This window comes from Roseobacter sp. HKCCA0434 (assembly GCF_032464675.1).
Classification (GTDB): Bacteria; Pseudomonadota; Alphaproteobacteria; order Rhodobacterales; family Rhodobacteraceae; genus Pontivivens.
On sequence record NZ_JAWDKL010000015.1, the window covers coordinates 31,252 to 45,606 of the forward strand.

14 protein-coding genes are annotated in these 14,355 nt (G+C 68.0%); 10 read left to right on the plus strand and 4 right to left on the minus strand.

Translation table 11 applies throughout. From position 1 onward, the window contains the following. Positions 1–110 precede the first annotated feature (110 nt). From RX333_RS10635 to RX333_RS10645, 3 genes are read left to right on the plus strand one after another with little or no spacing between them, the layout of a single operon-like run. Complete coding sequence (locus RX333_RS10635; protein ID WP_316014918.1) at positions 111–617, plus strand: 2Fe-2S iron-sulfur cluster-binding protein; 507 nt, start codon at positions 111–113, stop codon at positions 615–617. Then, a complete protein-coding gene (locus RX333_RS10640; RefSeq protein ID WP_316014919.1) occupies positions 614–1,600 on the plus strand; it encodes a xanthine dehydrogenase family protein subunit M in 987 nt (328 codons plus the stop codon). Before RX333_RS10635 ends, RX333_RS10640 begins: the two co-directional genes overlap by 4 nt. Continuing rightward, complete coding sequence (locus RX333_RS10645; protein ID WP_316014920.1) at positions 1,597–3,780, plus strand: xanthine dehydrogenase family protein molybdopterin-binding subunit; 2,184 nt, start codon at positions 1,597–1,599, stop codon at positions 3,778–3,780. Before RX333_RS10640 ends, RX333_RS10645 begins: the two co-directional genes overlap by 4 nt. An 88-nt stretch (positions 3,781–3,868) precedes the next feature. Here the strand turns inward: RX333_RS10645 and RX333_RS10650 are convergent, their stop codons facing one another. Genes RX333_RS10650 through puuE form a run of 3 tightly spaced genes read right to left on the minus strand, consistent with a single transcriptional unit; the run spans position 3,869 to position 7,252 of the window. Beyond that, positions 3,869–5,308: a nucleobase:cation symporter-2 family protein gene (locus tag RX333_RS10650; RefSeq protein ID WP_316014921.1), complete on the minus strand. Its 1,440-nt coding sequence runs from the start codon at positions 5,306–5,308 to the stop codon at positions 3,869–3,871. Between the two features lie 49 nt (positions 5,309–5,357). Continuing rightward, positions 5,358–5,843 (minus strand): ureidoglycolate lyase, encoded by a 486-nt coding sequence (locus RX333_RS10655; RefSeq protein ID WP_316014922.1) that lies wholly within the window; start codon positions 5,841–5,843, stop codon positions 5,358–5,360. Beyond that, a complete protein-coding gene (puuE, locus tag RX333_RS10660) occupies positions 5,840–7,252 on the minus strand; it encodes an allantoinase PuuE (RefSeq protein ID WP_316014923.1) in 1,413 nt (470 codons plus the stop codon). The genes RX333_RS10655 and puuE overlap by 4 nt, the downstream gene beginning before the upstream one ends. A gap of 89 nt (positions 7,253–7,341) precedes the next feature. Here puuE and uraH point away from each other — a divergent pair, with 89 nt between their 5' ends. From uraH to RX333_RS10675, 3 genes are read left to right on the plus strand one after another with little or no spacing between them, the layout of a single operon-like run. Then, a complete protein-coding gene (gene uraH, locus RX333_RS10665) occupies positions 7,342–7,698 on the plus strand; it encodes a hydroxyisourate hydrolase (protein ID WP_316014924.1) in 357 nt (118 codons plus the stop codon). 1 nt (position 7,699) lies between these two features. Next, complete coding sequence (locus tag RX333_RS10670; RefSeq protein WP_316014925.1) at positions 7,700–8,932, plus strand: urate hydroxylase PuuD; 1,233 nt, start codon at positions 7,700–7,702, stop codon at positions 8,930–8,932. Positions 8,933–8,943: 11 nt separating this feature from the next. Next, positions 8,944–9,768 (plus strand): bifunctional allantoicase/(S)-ureidoglycine aminohydrolase, encoded by an 825-nt coding sequence (locus tag RX333_RS10675; RefSeq protein WP_316014926.1) that lies wholly within the window; start codon positions 8,944–8,946, stop codon positions 9,766–9,768. A 24-nt stretch (positions 9,769–9,792) separates the two neighbouring features. On the opposite strand, the gene RX333_RS10680 is transcribed toward RX333_RS10675, so the two are convergent. Beyond that, positions 9,793–9,981: a hypothetical protein gene (locus tag RX333_RS10680; RefSeq protein ID WP_316014927.1), complete on the minus strand. Its 189-nt coding sequence runs from the start codon at positions 9,979–9,981 to the stop codon at positions 9,793–9,795. A gap of 579 nt (positions 9,982–10,560) precedes the next feature. On the opposite strand from RX333_RS10680, the gene RX333_RS10685 reads away from it, so the two are divergent. The 4 genes from RX333_RS10685 to RX333_RS10700 all read left to right on the plus strand — a co-directional run bounded on the left by RX333_RS10685 (position 10,561) and on the right by RX333_RS10700 (position 14,350). After that, on the plus strand, positions 10,561–11,037 hold the full coding sequence (locus RX333_RS10685) for a DUF1045 domain-containing protein (protein WP_316014928.1): 477 nt from the start codon (positions 10,561–10,563) through the stop codon (positions 11,035–11,037). Then, on the plus strand, positions 11,028–11,165 hold the full coding sequence (locus RX333_RS10690) for a hypothetical protein (protein ID WP_316014929.1): 138 nt from the start codon (positions 11,028–11,030) through the stop codon (positions 11,163–11,165). The genes RX333_RS10685 and RX333_RS10690 overlap by 10 nt, the downstream gene beginning before the upstream one ends. Before the next feature lie 773 nt (positions 11,166–11,938). Beyond that, positions 11,939–12,640 carry a phosphonate metabolism transcriptional regulator PhnF gene (phnF, locus tag RX333_RS10695; RefSeq protein ID WP_316014930.1) on the plus strand — a complete coding sequence of 234 codons (702 nt, stop codon included), beginning with the start codon at positions 11,939–11,941 and terminating at the stop codon, positions 12,638–12,640. A 336-nt stretch (positions 12,641–12,976) separates the two neighbouring features. Beyond that, entirely contained in the window at positions 12,977–14,350 is a 1,374-nt protein-coding gene (locus tag RX333_RS10700) for an aspartate aminotransferase family protein (RefSeq protein ID WP_316014931.1), read from the plus strand. Positions 14,351–14,355: the final 5 nt, after the last annotated feature.

A 14,355-nucleotide genomic window follows, 5' to 3' on the forward strand; every position in this document is an offset into this window, starting at 1 on the left:
GCGGGAACAACTCCTCCGCTCGGTGCCGGAAGCCGCGACCCGACGACGCGCGGGACAGCGCGCCATGCCGGTCCATATGTCATGCATTGGACAGCCGACGGAGATTTTCGATGAAGACCAATCTGAACGTCAACGGGGAGGACCGGACGTTGGACGCCGATGTCCGGACCTCGTTGCTCGACGCATTGCGGATGCATTTCGACCTGACGGGAACGAAGAAGGGCTGCGATCACGGCCAATGCGGTGCTTGCACGGTGCTGGTCAATGGCCGTCGCATCAACTCGTGTCTGACATTGGCCTGCATGCATGACGGGGACGAGATCACGACGATCGAAGGCATCGGCACCGCGCCGGACCTGTCGGCGCTGCAGGCCGCCTTCGTCGCGCATGACGGCTACCAGTGCGGCTATTGCACGCCGGGGCAGATCTGCTCGGCCACCGCTATGCTGGAGGAGTTCCGCATGGGCTGGCCGTCCAACGTGACTGACGACGTGACCGCGTCGCCCGACGTGACGCTGGAGGAGGTGGCCGAACGGATGAGCGGCAATCTGTGCCGTTGCGCCGCCTATCCCAATATCCGCGACGCGATCATGGAAGTGGCGGAGGCCAAGGCATGAGGGCGTTCGACTATAGCCGCGCGGACAGTACCGCAGGTGCCGTGGCGGCCGGCGCGCCGGATAGCGCGACCTTCATCGCGGGCGGGACCAACTTGCTAGACCTGATGAAGCTGCAGGTGATGACGCCCGAGAGCGTGGTGGACATCACCCGTCTCGACCTCGGTCAGATCGAGGAGACGGAGGAGGGCGGCCTGCGCATCGGCGCGCTCGTCACCAATTCCGACCTCGCCGCCGACATGCGGGTTCGTCGCGGCTGGCCGGTGCTGTCGAAGGCGCTCCTCGCCGGGGCTTCGGGGCAACTGCGCAACAAGGCGACGACGGGCGGCAACCTGCTGCAACGCACGCGCTGCTATTATTTCTACGACACGGACGCGCTCTGCAACAAACGCACCCCCGGCACCGGGTGCGCGGCCATAGGTGGGGCGACGCGGCTGCACGCCATTCTCGGGGCCAGCGAGCATTGCATCGCCACGCACCCATCGGACATGGCGGTCGCGATGCGCGCGCTTGACGCGGTGGTGGAGGTCGAGGGGCCGGACGGCACCCGCGACATTCCGCTGGAGGATCTGCACTGTCTGCCGGGCGATACGCCTCATGTGGAGACGGTGCTGCAACCGGGCGAACTGATCGTCGCCGTGCGCCTGCCTGCGCCCGTCGGCGGCGGGCAGGTCTACCGCAAGGTGCGGGATCGGTCGTCCTATGCCTTCGCGCTCGTCTCGGTCGCGGCGGTCGTCACGATGGATGCGGGCCGGATCGCCAATGCCGCCATCGCCTGCGGCGGCATCGCGCCGAAACCGTGGCGGATGGCCGAGGTCGACGCCGCGCTGGCGGGAGCGGAGCCGACGGATGACAGCTTCGCCAAGGCCGCCGACATCCTGCTCGCCGACGCGACGGGCCACGGCGACAACGACTTCAAGATCGACCTGACCCGCCGCACGCTGATCGCGGCGCTCGGACAGGCCTGTGCGGAGGCTTCGGCATGAGCAATTCTCTCGAAATGACCACACCTCATGAGGACAACCGTCTCGACGACATGGTGCAGGGCGTGCTCGGCACCGCGCTCGATCGACCCGAAGGGCCCCTGAAGGTCTCGGGCACCGCGACCTACGCCCATGAGTGGAAGCTCGACGGCATGGCGCACGGCGTGCTGGTCCTGTCGTCCCGCCCCGCGGGCCGGGTCACGTCCATCGACCGCGCGAGCGTCGAGGCGCTGCCCGGCGTCTTGCGCGTGCTGACCGACGACCGGTTCCTCAAGCGCACCGCGCAGGGGATGGAGGGCGAGGCCCCGCCGCAGGGCATTGATGAGATCGGCCATACCGGCCAACCGCTCGCGCTGATCGTGGCCGAGACCTTCGAGGCCGCGCGCGATGCGGCGATCCAGCTCGATCTGAAGATCGAGGAGGCGTCCGCCGATCTCGACCCCGAGACCGCTCCGTCCGAGGAGGAGGAGCGGGATGCTCAAGGCGATCTGGACGGGGCGATGACAGCCGCCGCCCACAGTGTCGACGTGACCTACACCACCCCCGGCCACAACAGCGCGGCGATGGAGCCCCATGCCTCCATCGCATCCTGGGACGGTGACGCGCTGACCCTGCGCGGCAGCTACCAGATGCTGAAGTTCAACAAGGCGGAGCTGGCCGATGCGCTGGGCATCGACGCGGAAAACGTGCGCGTCCTGTCGCCCTATGTCGGGGGCGGGTTCGGCTCCAAGCTCGGCATCGCGACCGAAGCCATCGCGGCGGCCATCGCGGCGCAGGAACTGGGCCGTCCGGTCGCCGTGGCGATGACCCGGCCGCAGGTCTTCGACCTCGCGCTACGCCGGACGGAGACGCGGCAGCGGATCCGGCTTGCCGCCGATGCGGATGGGCGGCTCGACGGGATCGGGCACGAAGCGTGGATCTCCAACACGCGCGACGGCGGCTTTTCGGAGCCGGTCACGCAGGCCACGCCCTTCATCTATCGCGGCGATCACCGGCTGACCGCGATGACCAAGGCCTTCGTAAACCTGCCGCCCGCTGGATCGGTGCGCGCACCGGGCGAGTCCGTCGGCCACACCGTGCTGGAAAACGCGATGGACGAGCTGGCGCACGAGATCGGCATGGACCCGGTCGAGCTGCGTCGCCGCAACATCCCGGAGCGTGATCCGATGCAGGACATCCCGTTCTCGTCCCACAAGCTGCGCGAGGCGCTGGACCACGGGGCCGAAGCCTTCGGCTGGTCCGACCGCAAGGCGGAACCGGGCGCGCGGCGTGAGGGGGAGTGGCTGATCGGCATGGGGATGGCGACCGCGGTGCGCGTCCACATGCTGCTGGAATCGGAGGCGCGGGTGCGCCTCGCCCCCGATGGCGCCGTGACGGTCGAGACCGACATGACCGATATCGGCACCGGCACCTACGCCATCCTGACCCAGATCGCGGCCGAGATGCTGGGCCGACCCGCCGCCGCCGTCACCACCATCCTCGGCGATACCGACCTGCCGCCCTCGTCCGGTTCGGGCGGGTCGTTCGGCGCCGCGTCCTCCGGCACGTCCGTCTACCTCGCCTGCATGGCGCTGCGGCGCGAGCTGGCGCGCCGCATGGGCTGCGATGAGGGGGAGTTGACGCTGAAGGACGGCGACGCGATCGCGGCGAACCGCAAGGTCTCCCTCGCCGACCTGCTGGGCGGTGACACGCTGGAGGAGCGTGGGCACTGCGAAGGCTCCGCCACATCGGAAAAGGCGCGCCAGGCCACCTTCGGTGCCTATTTCGCCGAAGTCGCGGTCAATGCCGTGACCGGGGAGCCGCGGGTCCGCCGGATGCAGGGCACCTTCGCCGCGGGCCGCATCCTCAACCCGAAGACCGCGCGCTCGCAATGCCTCGGTGGCATGACCTGGGGCATCGGCATGGCCTTGACCGAGGAGCTGATGCACGACCCGCGCACCGGCGCGATCGTCAACGGCAACTTGGCCGAGTACCACCTGCCGGTGCATCTCGACGTCCCGCAGATCGACGTGCACCTGCTGGAGGAGCGCGACCCGTGGGCCAGCCCCATGCAGGTCAAGGGGATTGGGGAACTCGGCATCTGCGGGGCGGCGGCGTCGATCACCAACGCGATCTTCAACGCAACCGGCGTGCGGGTGCGCGACTACCCCGCGACGCTGGACCGGATCTTCCCGCACCTTTGAACGGAAACGCGCGGCGACCATCTGGCCGCCGCGCGTTGTTTCACCTGAGCGTGGGGCAGGGGCCCCCACTGCACCCCGCCCGTCGCGATCAGATATTGGCGGCGTTGGTCTCGCCCTTCCCCTTCAGCCCGTCACCATGCCCGGCCAGACCGCCGGAGACCTCCTCGGCGGCAAGTTCCTCCGACAGCAGGAGGTTCAGCACGATGGCGAGGAAGGCCGCGGGTAGCAGGCCGCTGGTCATCAGCATGCGCGCCGTGTCGGGCAGGTACTGAACCGCCCCCGGCTCCAGCTGCAGGCCGAGGCCGATGCTGAGCGAGATCGCGAAGATCACCATGTTGCGCCGGTTCCAGATCACGTCGGACAGCATCGAGACGCCCGCCGCGACGACCATGCCGAACATGACGATCACGCCGCCGCCCAGAACCTCGATGGGCACCGTGCGGATGATGCCGCCGACCTTGGGCACCAGCCCGCAAAGGATGAGAAACAGCGCGCCTATGGTGACGACATGGCGGCTCATCACGCCGGTCATGGCGATCAGGCCGACATTCTGGCTGAACGAGGTGTTGGGGAAGCCGCCGAACACGCCTGCGATGGCGGTGCCCAGACCGTCCGCATAGGTCGCGCCTGTGATCTCAGCATCCGTTGCCTCGCGCCCCGCGCCGCCCTTGGTGATGCCCGAGACGTCACCGACCGTCTCGACAGCCGAGACGAAGGCCATCAGGCAGAAACCGAGGATCGCGGCGATCGAGAACTCGAACCCGTAGCGGAACGGGTCGGGCAGGGCGAAGGTGGCCGCCCGCTCCCACGACTGACCGATGGCCTCGAGGCTCAGGATGCCCACGCCGATCGCATAGAAATAGCCCACGACCAGTCCGATCAGCACGGCCGAAACGCTGAGCATCCCGCGGGTGAAGAACTTCAGCCCCAGCGTGACGACGATGACCACCAGTGCGGCCGACCAGTTCAGCAGCGAGCCGTATTCCTCGGTCCCGATGGCCGGAACGCCGCCTGCCGCGTACTGGATGCCGACCCGCACCAACGCCAGCCCGATCAAAGTGACGACGAGGCCCGTGACCAGCGGCGGCAGCGCGAAGCGGATGCGTCCGATGAAGAGGCCCAACACCATGTGAAACAGACCGCCGACGATGACCCCACCGAACAGCGCGGCCAACCCGTCCACGCCGCGTCCCGCCACCAGCGGGATCATGATCGGTATGAACGCGAATGAGGTGCCCTGCACGATCGGCAGCTTCGCCCCGACAGGGCCCGCGCCAACGGTCTGGATCAGCGTGGCGATGCCTGCGAACAGCATGGACATCTGAATGAGGTAGAGGAGCTCTGGGAAATCGGGGCTGTTGGAGCCGAAGCCGAACCCGGCGGCCCCCGCCACGATGATCGCGGGCGTCACGTTGGAGACGAACATCGCGAGGACATGCTGGATGCCGAGCGGCACCGCCTTGTAAAGCGCGGGGGTGTAGTCGGGATCGCGCAGCTGCTCGGGCGTGCCGAGGGAGGTGTCGGTCATCGGTCGGGTCTCCTGTCGGTGTCGTGCCGCTTTCGTCGCGGCATCGGTTTCATTCCACCACGCTAAAGGGATTCTCGAACCAATGCTCTTGTAAATTCGCGCCGTCGCCGATCCGGTCGATGACCGCGAAGAGGCCGGGCGCGCTGAGCGGCGTCAGTACCCCGTGCCAGGTGCCACGGTGGAAGTTGATCGACTGGCCCGCCGCGGTGCGGAAGGCCAGCGGTGTGCCCGGCGAGCCGCCCTCGTCCGGTGCCACGATCACCGCGAAGGGGTCGAGGCTCATCGGGACGAAGCACTGGCTGCCGTCGGGGTGCCGCTCCACCATCTCCAGCCGCATCGGCAGGATGCGCGGCTCGGCCCGGAACAGGCTGATGCCCGCGCGCCCGTCGGCGAAGTCGAGCCGGGCGCGGTCGTGGTAGCGCCCGCACAGGCCCTGGTTGATGATCCGGTCGGGATCGCCCGCGCAGTCGATCAGGTCGCCATAGGGGGCGAAGGCATCCGCCGTTATCGGCTGGAGCGTGATCTCCCGGCTCATGCGCCCAGCTTCTCGATCAGCCGCAGCTCGGCGATGCGTTCGACCTGACGGCAGGCCTCGGCGAACTCGGTGTCACGGTCGTGGTCGATCCGGCGGTGGAAGGCGGCGAGGATCGACGCCTTGTCGTTGTCCTTGACCGCGATGATGAACGGAAAGCCGAACCGCTCCGTATAGCGGGTGTTGAGGTCGGTGAACTCCGCCCGCTCCGCATCGGTCAACAGGTCCAGCCCCGCGCCGGCCTGCTCCGCCGTGCTCTCCGCCGTGAGCCGCCCCGCAGCCGCAAGCTTTCCGGCCAGATCGGGGTGAGCGGTCAGCACGCCCAGCCGCTCCTCCTCCGACGCCGTGCGGAAGATTCGGGCCAGCGCGGAATGGACGCCCGCAGCGCCATCATGGGCAGGGCCTAGCTCCATGTCCCACGCGCGCTCGGCGATCCAGGGGGAATGCTCGAAGATGCCGCCGAAGGCCGCGACGAACCCGTCGCGATCCATCCGCGAGGGCCGCTCGCGGCGCGCGGGCGGGTGGGTGCCCGCCCAGTGATCGGCGATCTGCTCGCGCGTGGCGAACCAGACGTCCTCGTGCCCGCGCATGTGATCGAGCGCCCGCGCCAGCGCCCGAGCGCGCCCCGGTCGGCCTGCGATGCGGCAATGCAGCCCGATCGACAGCATGGCCGGACGGCCCGCCACACCTTCTTCGTAGAGCTGGTCGAAACTGTCCTTCAGATAGCCCTCGAACTGCGCCCCGTCGGTGAAGCCCGCCTGGATGGCGAAGCGCATGTCGTTGCAATCCATCGTGTACGGCACGATCAGTTGGTCGCGCTTCCCGACCTCCACCCAATAGGGCAGCTCGTCGGCATAGCTGTCGGCGATATAGGCGAACCCGCCTTCCTCCGCCGCCAGCCGCACCGTGTTCATCGAGCAGCGGCCCGTGTACCAACCACGAGGCGCGCTGCCGGTGACTTCGGCATGCAGGCGGATTGCCTCGCGGATCTGGTCGCGCTCCTCCGCCTCGGACATGTCCTTGTGCTCGATCCACTTCAGCCCGTGCGACGCGATCTCCCAATCCGCCGCCTTCATCGCCGCCACTTGGTCGGGCGATCGGGCGAGCGCGGTGGCCACGCCGTAGACCGTCACCGGCAGGTCCGACATCATCCGGTGCAGCCGCCAGAACCCGGCGCGGCTGCCATATTCGTAGAGCGACTCCATGTTCCAGTGCCGCTGCCCCGGCCAGGGCTGCGCGCCGGTGATCTCGCTCAGGAACGCCTCCGAGGCCGGGTCGCCATGCAGGATGTTGTTCTCGCCCCCTTCCTCGTAGTTCAGGACGATCTGCACGGCGATCTTCGCCCCACCGGGCCATTGCGGATCGGGCGGGTTGGCGCCGTAACCGGCGAGGTCTCGGGGATAGCGATTCACGGTCTTTGGCCTTTCGGGGTCTTGTGGAACACCACCCGGATCATGTTCATGGGGCGAGGGACAAGGCAATGCACGAAGGGAACCCTGCCATGAGCGGCTATCTGACCACCCATGTTCTGGACACCGCGCGCGGCTGCCCTGCGCAGGGCATCGCCATCACGCTGCACCGGATCGAGGGCGACAGCCGCACGCAAGTCGCCCAAGCCGTGACCAATGCCGATGGGCGGACCGATGCGCCGATCCTGCCGCAGGACGCCTTCGCCCCCGGCACCTACGAGCTGACCTTCGCGGCCGGCGACTACCTGCGCGCGACGGGGCAGGTCGCGGGTGACATCCTGTTCCTCGACGAGGTTCCGATCCGCTTCGGCATGGCCGACCCGGACGCGCATTACCACGTGCCGCTCCTGCTCTCCCCCTTCGGGATGAGCACATACCGGGGCAGCTGAGATGTTCGACGTCGCCATCCTGTGGGACTGGATCGCCTTCTCCGTCCGCTGGCTGCACGTCATCACCGCGATGGCTTGGATCGGCGCGAGCTTCTACTTCATCGCGCTCGACCTGATGCTCAAGCCGAACGATGCGCTGCCCGACGGTGCGCATGGCGAGGAGTGGGAGGTGCATGGTGGCGGCTTCTACCACACGGTCAAGTACATGGTCGCTCCCGCCCGGATGCCCGAGCATCTGACCTGGCACAAATGGCAGAGCTACACGACCTGGCTTTCGGGCGCGGCGCTGCTGATGATCGTCTACTGGGTGGGGGGCGAGCTGTTCCTGCTCGACCCTACCCGCGCCGATCTCGCGCTGTGGCAGGGCATCTTGATCTCGGGTGGGTCGCTGACCATCGGCTGGCTGATCTACGACGCGCTGTGCAAGTCCAAGCTGGGGGAAAGCCCGACCACGCTGATGCTGCTCCTGTTCGCGCTGCTGGTCGCGATGAGCTGGGGCTACCATCAGGTCTTCACCGGGCGGGCGGCGCTGCTGCATCTGGGCGCGTTCACCGCGACGATCATGACGGCCAACGTGTTCTTCCAGATCATGCCCAACCAGCGCATAGTGGTGGCGGACCTCAAGGCGGGCCGCACGCCGGACGCGAAATACGGCAAGATCGCCAAGCTGCGCTCGACCCACAACAACTACCTGACGCTGCCGGTCGTGTTCCTGATGCTGGCCAACCACTACCCGCTGGCCTTCGCCACGCAGCACGCCTGGATCATCGCGAGCCTGATCTTCCTGACCGGGGTGACGATCCGGCACTACTTCAACACCATGCACCGGACGGGTGCGGGGCCGAACTGGACCTGGGGCGTGACGGTCATCCTGATGCTGATCATCGCGTGGCTCTCCACCGCGCAGTCGCGCGAGACCTGGCAGGATGCCGAGGCACGGGAGATGACGCCGACCGAGACGCGCTTCGCCGAGGCCGAGGGGTTCGATGAGGCCTATTCTGCGGTGATCTCCAACTGCTCGATGTGCCATGCGCGCGAACCGGTCTGGCCGGGGATGCACTGGGCGCCCAAGGCCGTGCATCTGGAGACCGAGCAGGACGTCGCGCGCCATGCCGACCAGATCTACCTGCAGGCGGGCGTCACCCACGCCATGCCGCCGCCCAACGCAGTCGCCATGCCCGACGAGGCCCGCCGCACCATCACCGCCTGGGTGCGCGCCGCGCGCGACGGATGATGAAAGGACAGATGATGCCCAGCTACTACGCGCCCCGTGGCGGCCTGCCGGGGCAACAGCAGCTCCTCACCGATCGAGCGGTGTTCAAGGACGCCTATGCCGTCATTCCGCGCGGCACGATGCGCGACATAACGACGAGCTACTTGCCGTTCTGGGAGGGCACCCGCCTTTGGGTGATCGCGCGCCCCATGACCGGCTTCGCCGAGACCTTCTCGCAATACATCATGGAAGTGGCACCTGGCGGCGGCTCGGACCGCCCCGAGGCCGATCCGACGGCGCAGGGCGTGATTTTCGTCGTGGAGGGGCAGGGGCGGCTGACCCTCGCCGGGGAGGCCCACGACATGGGCGAGGGCGGCTACGCCTACATCCCCGCGGGAACCGACTGGTCGCTGACCAATCCGGGCGACGAGCCCTTGCGGTTCCACTGGATCCGTAAGGCCTATCAGGCCGTCGAAGGCATCGACCGGCCCGAACCCTTCGTCACCAACGAGCGCGACGTCGCCCCCATCCCCATGCCCGACACGAACGGCGCCTGGGCCACGACCCGCTTCGTCGACCCGACCGACCTCCGCCACGACATGCACGTGAACATCGTGACCTTCGAGCCGGGCGGCGTGATCCCCTTCCTCGAGACGCATGTGATGGAACACGGGCTCTACGTCCTCGAAGGCAAGGCCGTCTACCGCCTGAACGACGATTGGGTCGAGGTGGAGGCCGGCGACTTCATGTGGCTGCGCGCCTTCTGCCCGCAGGCCTGCTATGCGGGCGGTCCGGGGCGGTTCCGCTACCTGCTCTACAAGGACGTGAACCGCCACATGCCTCTGCGGTTGGGCTAAGGCGCGTCGCGCGGGACAGGATGCCTACGCCACCACGCGGCCACCGCATACCATCCGTTGCACCGCCGGGGTCGTGCCGTCCGTTCCGATGCGCAGCGGGTCGGCGCGCAGGCCGGTCTCGGGGCGTCCCCGATCGGTCAGGCCCACGGCGGCGGCAAGTGCTTGGCTGACCGTCGCCACGGCCCGCGGCAGGTCGGACCAAAGGTCTCTCAATCACCACGCGGCCAGCAGGCACGTAGTCCGAGGACAGGATGTCGAGCAGGTCCGCTCGTGCCAGATCGAGCACGGAGACATTGCCCGAATGACTGCCGCCCCGGATCACGTTCGGCGCGCCCATCATCACCGGGATACCCGCGTCATGCGCATCGCCTTGCCGGTCGCGCATCGCCCTTAGTCGCGCAGCTTGGTCAGGCCGCGCAACGGACGCCGACCCGGTGGCCTGATCCATCAGGCTCAACAGCCTGCCTCCGTCATCGGGGCCGAAGGCGGCGAGCTCCTCGAGCAGCGTCCGCGAGCGGATCTCGGCCCGTAGATGCAGATGGTGGTCGATCTTGAGAGCCCCCCGCCCACCGCAGCGCGTCCAGTTCCGAGGTCAGCCCCCGCGCATATTCCGCGTGGCTCACCCCGCCATCCAAAGTGGTCGAGCCGAGCCGCATGGCGTCGATCACGGTGGTGATGCCGCAGCCTGCCAGTTCCCGGTCGTGGGCCATCGGGGCGGCGTCATGCGGTCGGTCGACGCCGGATGTGACGCTCTAGATTGTCGGTGTCCAACTCCACGAGGCCGGGCATGACATGATCGCCGCTGCAATCCGTCGCTCCCGCGGCCGTGCGGTCGCCTTCCTCGATCGCGGCGATCCGGCCACCCTCTCGGGTGACGGCACCGCGCCCGCCGTGTCGGAGGACTGGATCGCCACGCCGCGCAAGGGCGGCTTCCACGCCACCTTGAAGTCGCCCTTCCATTTTGCCAGCGGTATGACGCCCTGCACGCGGCGCGGGCGGACCTCGTCGCACGAACCGCCCCCGCGGAGGCGGAAGGGGCTGGAGACCACGCAGCTCGGCCGCTTCGTCGCGTTCCGCCCGGTCGGTCGATCCGACCTTGGCCGTGTCGCGGCGACCTGCGTGACCGAGCTCGACGATCTGCGCGCACCGGCAAGCCAGGCCGATCTCGCCCGCCACCGTCCCGCCGGTTTGAGCGACCGGCAGGAAGCGCTGCTGACCCGCGGGGCTATCCCTACATTCTCGACGAGTTCCATTTTCACATGCCCCTGACCAGCAGGGTCTGCGACATCGCAAAGGCGCTGGCCCGCGCGCGCGATCACTTTGCGCTGCCCACGCCTTTCGTCCTCGATACGCTCGCCCCCTGCGAGGAAACGATGGAAGGGTTCCGACTGCTCTAATGCTACCCCCTCACCGGATCCAGTGCGTCGAGCGCTGCCGGAGCCGCCTGATCGAGCGGGCCGTCATTGTCGATCGGCACGACCTCGCGAGCTTCTGGCAAAGGGGCATGGCACGCCAGCCGCCGGGCTATATCGGCCTCCGCCCCGGTCCCTCGCGCCTCGAGACGTCCCGCCAGCGTTTCGGGTGCGGCGGCCACCGACAGGACGAGCAGTTGCGGGAAGAGCGCAGCCCTCCCGTCAGCTGTCCCCGCGAAAGGTTGGCGATCAGTTGCGCACCGTCTCGAAGATCATAGAGGACGGTCGTGGGAATGGCATAGCCCAGGCCATGTGCCCGCCAGTGCAGCGCGAACTCCCCCGCGTCGCGGCGGGCGGCGATGGCGGACGCGTTACGACCCTAAGCATGCGGGCCAGCGAGGGATCGCGCGCGATCATGCCCGCGATCAGGCTGTCCTTCCAGACACCGGATGGCCCGACCACGGCTACGAAGCGTCCCCTCATGTGTGCCTCGACCCTTGCGCCGATATGTCCGGCACGCAAGCGCGCGTGAAAATTCTTTCCGCTGTGTCGAATGACGAACCTGGTACGACGCCATATCGGCGGATCCGCGCCGATTCACTCTCGATCGCGAGCGAGATTCTTGCATCCTGCGTGGACGGTCCGGCCAGCGCGATCAATGGCGCGTACGCGAAAATCGCCAACCGTTCGTCACGAGCTAACTCGACAAGTCATAGCGGATCACTGATTCGACCGCCATCGCGAAAGGACTGAAGCCCATGACCCTGTGGTCGCGTATCGCCGATACCCTGCGGCGTGAGATCGCCGAGGGCGCGCGTCCCGAGGGGTCGAAACTGCCGACGGAGGGGGCGCTCGCCGCCCGCTTCGGTGTCAATCGTCATACGGTGCGCCGCGCGCTCGCGGCCCTTGCCGAGGATGGTCTCGTCCGGTCCCGCCGGGGGGCGGGCACCTTCGTGGCAGCCGCGACGACCGAGTACCCGCTGGGCCGACGCGTGCGCTTCCGCCAGTCGATGCAGGCCGCGGGCCGTGTGCCGGGCAAGCGGTTCCTGTCGCAGGAGACGCGGTCCGCCACCGTCGAGGAGGCGCGGGCGCTCGACCTGCAGCCCGGCGCGCCGGTCCATGTCGCGGATGGCATCTCGATGGCGGATGGGCAGCCGGTGGCGCTGTTCCGCTCCACCTTCCCGGCGGAGCGGCTGCCGGGTCTGGCTGAGGCGCTGGCGTCCGAGGGCTCGGTGACGCGGGCGCTCGCGATGTGCGGGGTGGACGACTACACGCGCGCCTCGACACGGCTGATCGCAGTGGCCGCCACGGCAGAGGAGGCGGTGCACCTGCATCTCGGCGTCGGTGCGCCCTTGATCCTGTCCGAGGCGATCAACGTCGATGCCGAGGGCCGTCCGGTCGAGCATGGGCTGACGCGTTTCGCGGGCGAGCGCATCGCCCTGACGCTCGATCACGCGTGACGGATCCGGGATAGGTCAGCGGTGCTGATCATTTCCCCGCGGGGAAACCGAGGCGTGGTCGTGCAAGCGCTGCATCGGCGGGTTTGCCACGGCGCGGCCTTTCCCCGCGGGGAAAGGTTAACAGGTGATTAACGGTGCCCGCGCCACGCGAATCCGCGTTGAAACGCCCGCGGCTTCGTGCTTCCCTCGCGTCACCCGGACAATAAAGGCATCGCGCGCTGCTGTCGGGGGGAGCGGAGCCGGTTTCCCTGTCGAGACCCGTCGGTTCGCCTGGCAGCGCCGGCTCCTGTCTTGTCACATGGCGGCGCGCCGCCGGAAAATGCCGGGAGCCTTCGGATGCTTCACAACGACCACCTGGAACGCTGGGATCGCGACAGCTTCTTCCACCCCTCGACCCATCTGGCCGAGTTCGCGCGGGGCGACGCGCCGCAACGCATCATCACGGGCGGCGAAGGCTGCCATATCGAGGACCGGGACGGGAACCGGATGCTCGACGCCTTCGCCGGGCTCTATTGCGTGAACGTGGGCTATGGCCGGTCTGAGATCGCGGACGCCATCGCCGAGCAGGCGCGCGAGCTGGCCTATTATCACGCCTATGTCGGCCACGGGACCGAGGCATCGATCACGCTGGCCAAGATGATCCTGGACCGCGCGCCGTCGCACATGTCCAAGGTCTATTTCGGGCTGTCGGGATCGGATGCGAACGAGACCAACGTCAAGCTGATCTGGTATTACAACAACATCCTGGGGCGGCCCGAGAAGAAGAAGATCATCTCTCGCTGGCGGGGCTATCACGGATCGGGGCTGATGACCGGCTCACTGACCGGGCTGGAGCTGTTCCACCGCAAGTTCGACCTGCCGCTGGCGCAGGTGATCCATACCGAGGCACCCTATTTCTATCGCCGTCCCGATCCCGCGCAGGACGAGGCCGGGTTCGTCGCGCATTGCGTGGCGGAGCTGGAGGCCCTGATCGCGCGCGAGGGCGCGGACACCATCGCGGCCTTCATCGGCGAGCCGGTGCTGGGCACGGGCGGGATCGTGCCGCCGCCGGAAGGATATTGGGCCGCGATCCAGGAAGTGCTGGCGCGCCACGACATCCTGCTGGTCGCCGACGAGGTGGTCACGGGGTTCGGGCGGCTTGGCACCATGTTCGGGTCGGAGCATTACGGGATGAAACCCGACCTGATGACCATTGCGAAGGGTCTGACCTCGGCCTATGCGCCGCTGTCGGGCAGCATCGTGTCGCAGAAGATGTGGGCGGTTCTGGAGCAGGGCACGGACGAAAACGGGCCGATCGGGCATGGCTGGACCTATTCGGCGCACCCCATAGGGGCGGCGGCGGGGGTCGCGAACCTGAAGCTGCTGGACGATCTGGACCTCGTGACCACTGCTGGCGAGGTCGGGGCCTATCTCAACGCGGCACTCACCGATGCGGTTGGCGGTCACGCCCATGTCGGCGAGGTGCGCGGCGAGGGGATGCTGGCGGCGGTCGAGTTCGTCGCGGATCGCGAGACGCGCCGGTTCTTCGACGCGGGCGAGAAGGTCGGTGCGCGCATCGCCGCCGCCTTGCTGGAGCAGGACAAGGTGATTGCACGCGCCATGCCGCAGGGCGATATCCTCGGCTTCGCGCCGCCCTTCTGCCTGACGCGGGAAGAGGCGGACCGGGTCGCGGATGCCACGGCCCGCGCCGTGAAAAGCGTGCTGGGGTAGGGGCG

What these genes read in the sequence shown, in the direction of transcription:
- RX333_RS10685 (WP_316014928.1), top strand. Translation starts at nt 10,561, where the DNA reads ATGATCGCCGCTGCAATCCGTCGCTCCCGCGGCCGTGCGGTCGCCTTC.
- RX333_RS10675 (WP_316014926.1), top strand. Translation starts at nt 8,944, where the DNA reads ATGATGCCCAGCTACTACGCGCCCCGTGGCGGCCTGCCGGGGCAACAG.
- RX333_RS10700 (WP_316014931.1), top strand. Translation starts at nt 12,977, where the DNA reads ATGCTTCACAACGACCACCTGGAACGCTGGGATCGCGACAGCTTCTTC.
- RX333_RS10645 (WP_316014920.1), top strand. Translation starts at nt 1,597, where the DNA reads ATGAGCAATTCTCTCGAAATGACCACACCTCATGAGGACAACCGTCTC.
- RX333_RS10670 (WP_316014925.1), top strand. Translation starts at nt 7,700, where the DNA reads ATGTTCGACGTCGCCATCCTGTGGGACTGGATCGCCTTCTCCGTCCGC.
- RX333_RS10655 (WP_316014922.1), bottom strand. Translation starts at nt 5,843, where the DNA reads ATGAGCCGGGAGATCACGCTCCAGCCGATAACGGCGGATGCCTTCGCC.
- RX333_RS10640 (WP_316014919.1), top strand. Translation starts at nt 614, where the DNA reads ATGAGGGCGTTCGACTATAGCCGCGCGGACAGTACCGCAGGTGCCGTG.
- RX333_RS10635 (WP_316014918.1), top strand. Translation starts at nt 111, where the DNA reads ATGAAGACCAATCTGAACGTCAACGGGGAGGACCGGACGTTGGACGCC.
- RX333_RS10650 (WP_316014921.1), bottom strand. Translation starts at nt 5,308, where the DNA reads ATGACCGACACCTCCCTCGGCACGCCCGAGCAGCTGCGCGATCCCGAC.
- phnF (WP_316014930.1), top strand. Translation starts at nt 11,939, where the DNA reads ATGACCCTGTGGTCGCGTATCGCCGATACCCTGCGGCGTGAGATCGCC.
- uraH (WP_316014924.1), top strand. Translation starts at nt 7,342, where the DNA reads ATGAGCGGCTATCTGACCACCCATGTTCTGGACACCGCGCGCGGCTGC.
- RX333_RS10690 (WP_316014929.1), top strand. Translation starts at nt 11,028, where the DNA reads ATGCCCCTGACCAGCAGGGTCTGCGACATCGCAAAGGCGCTGGCCCGC.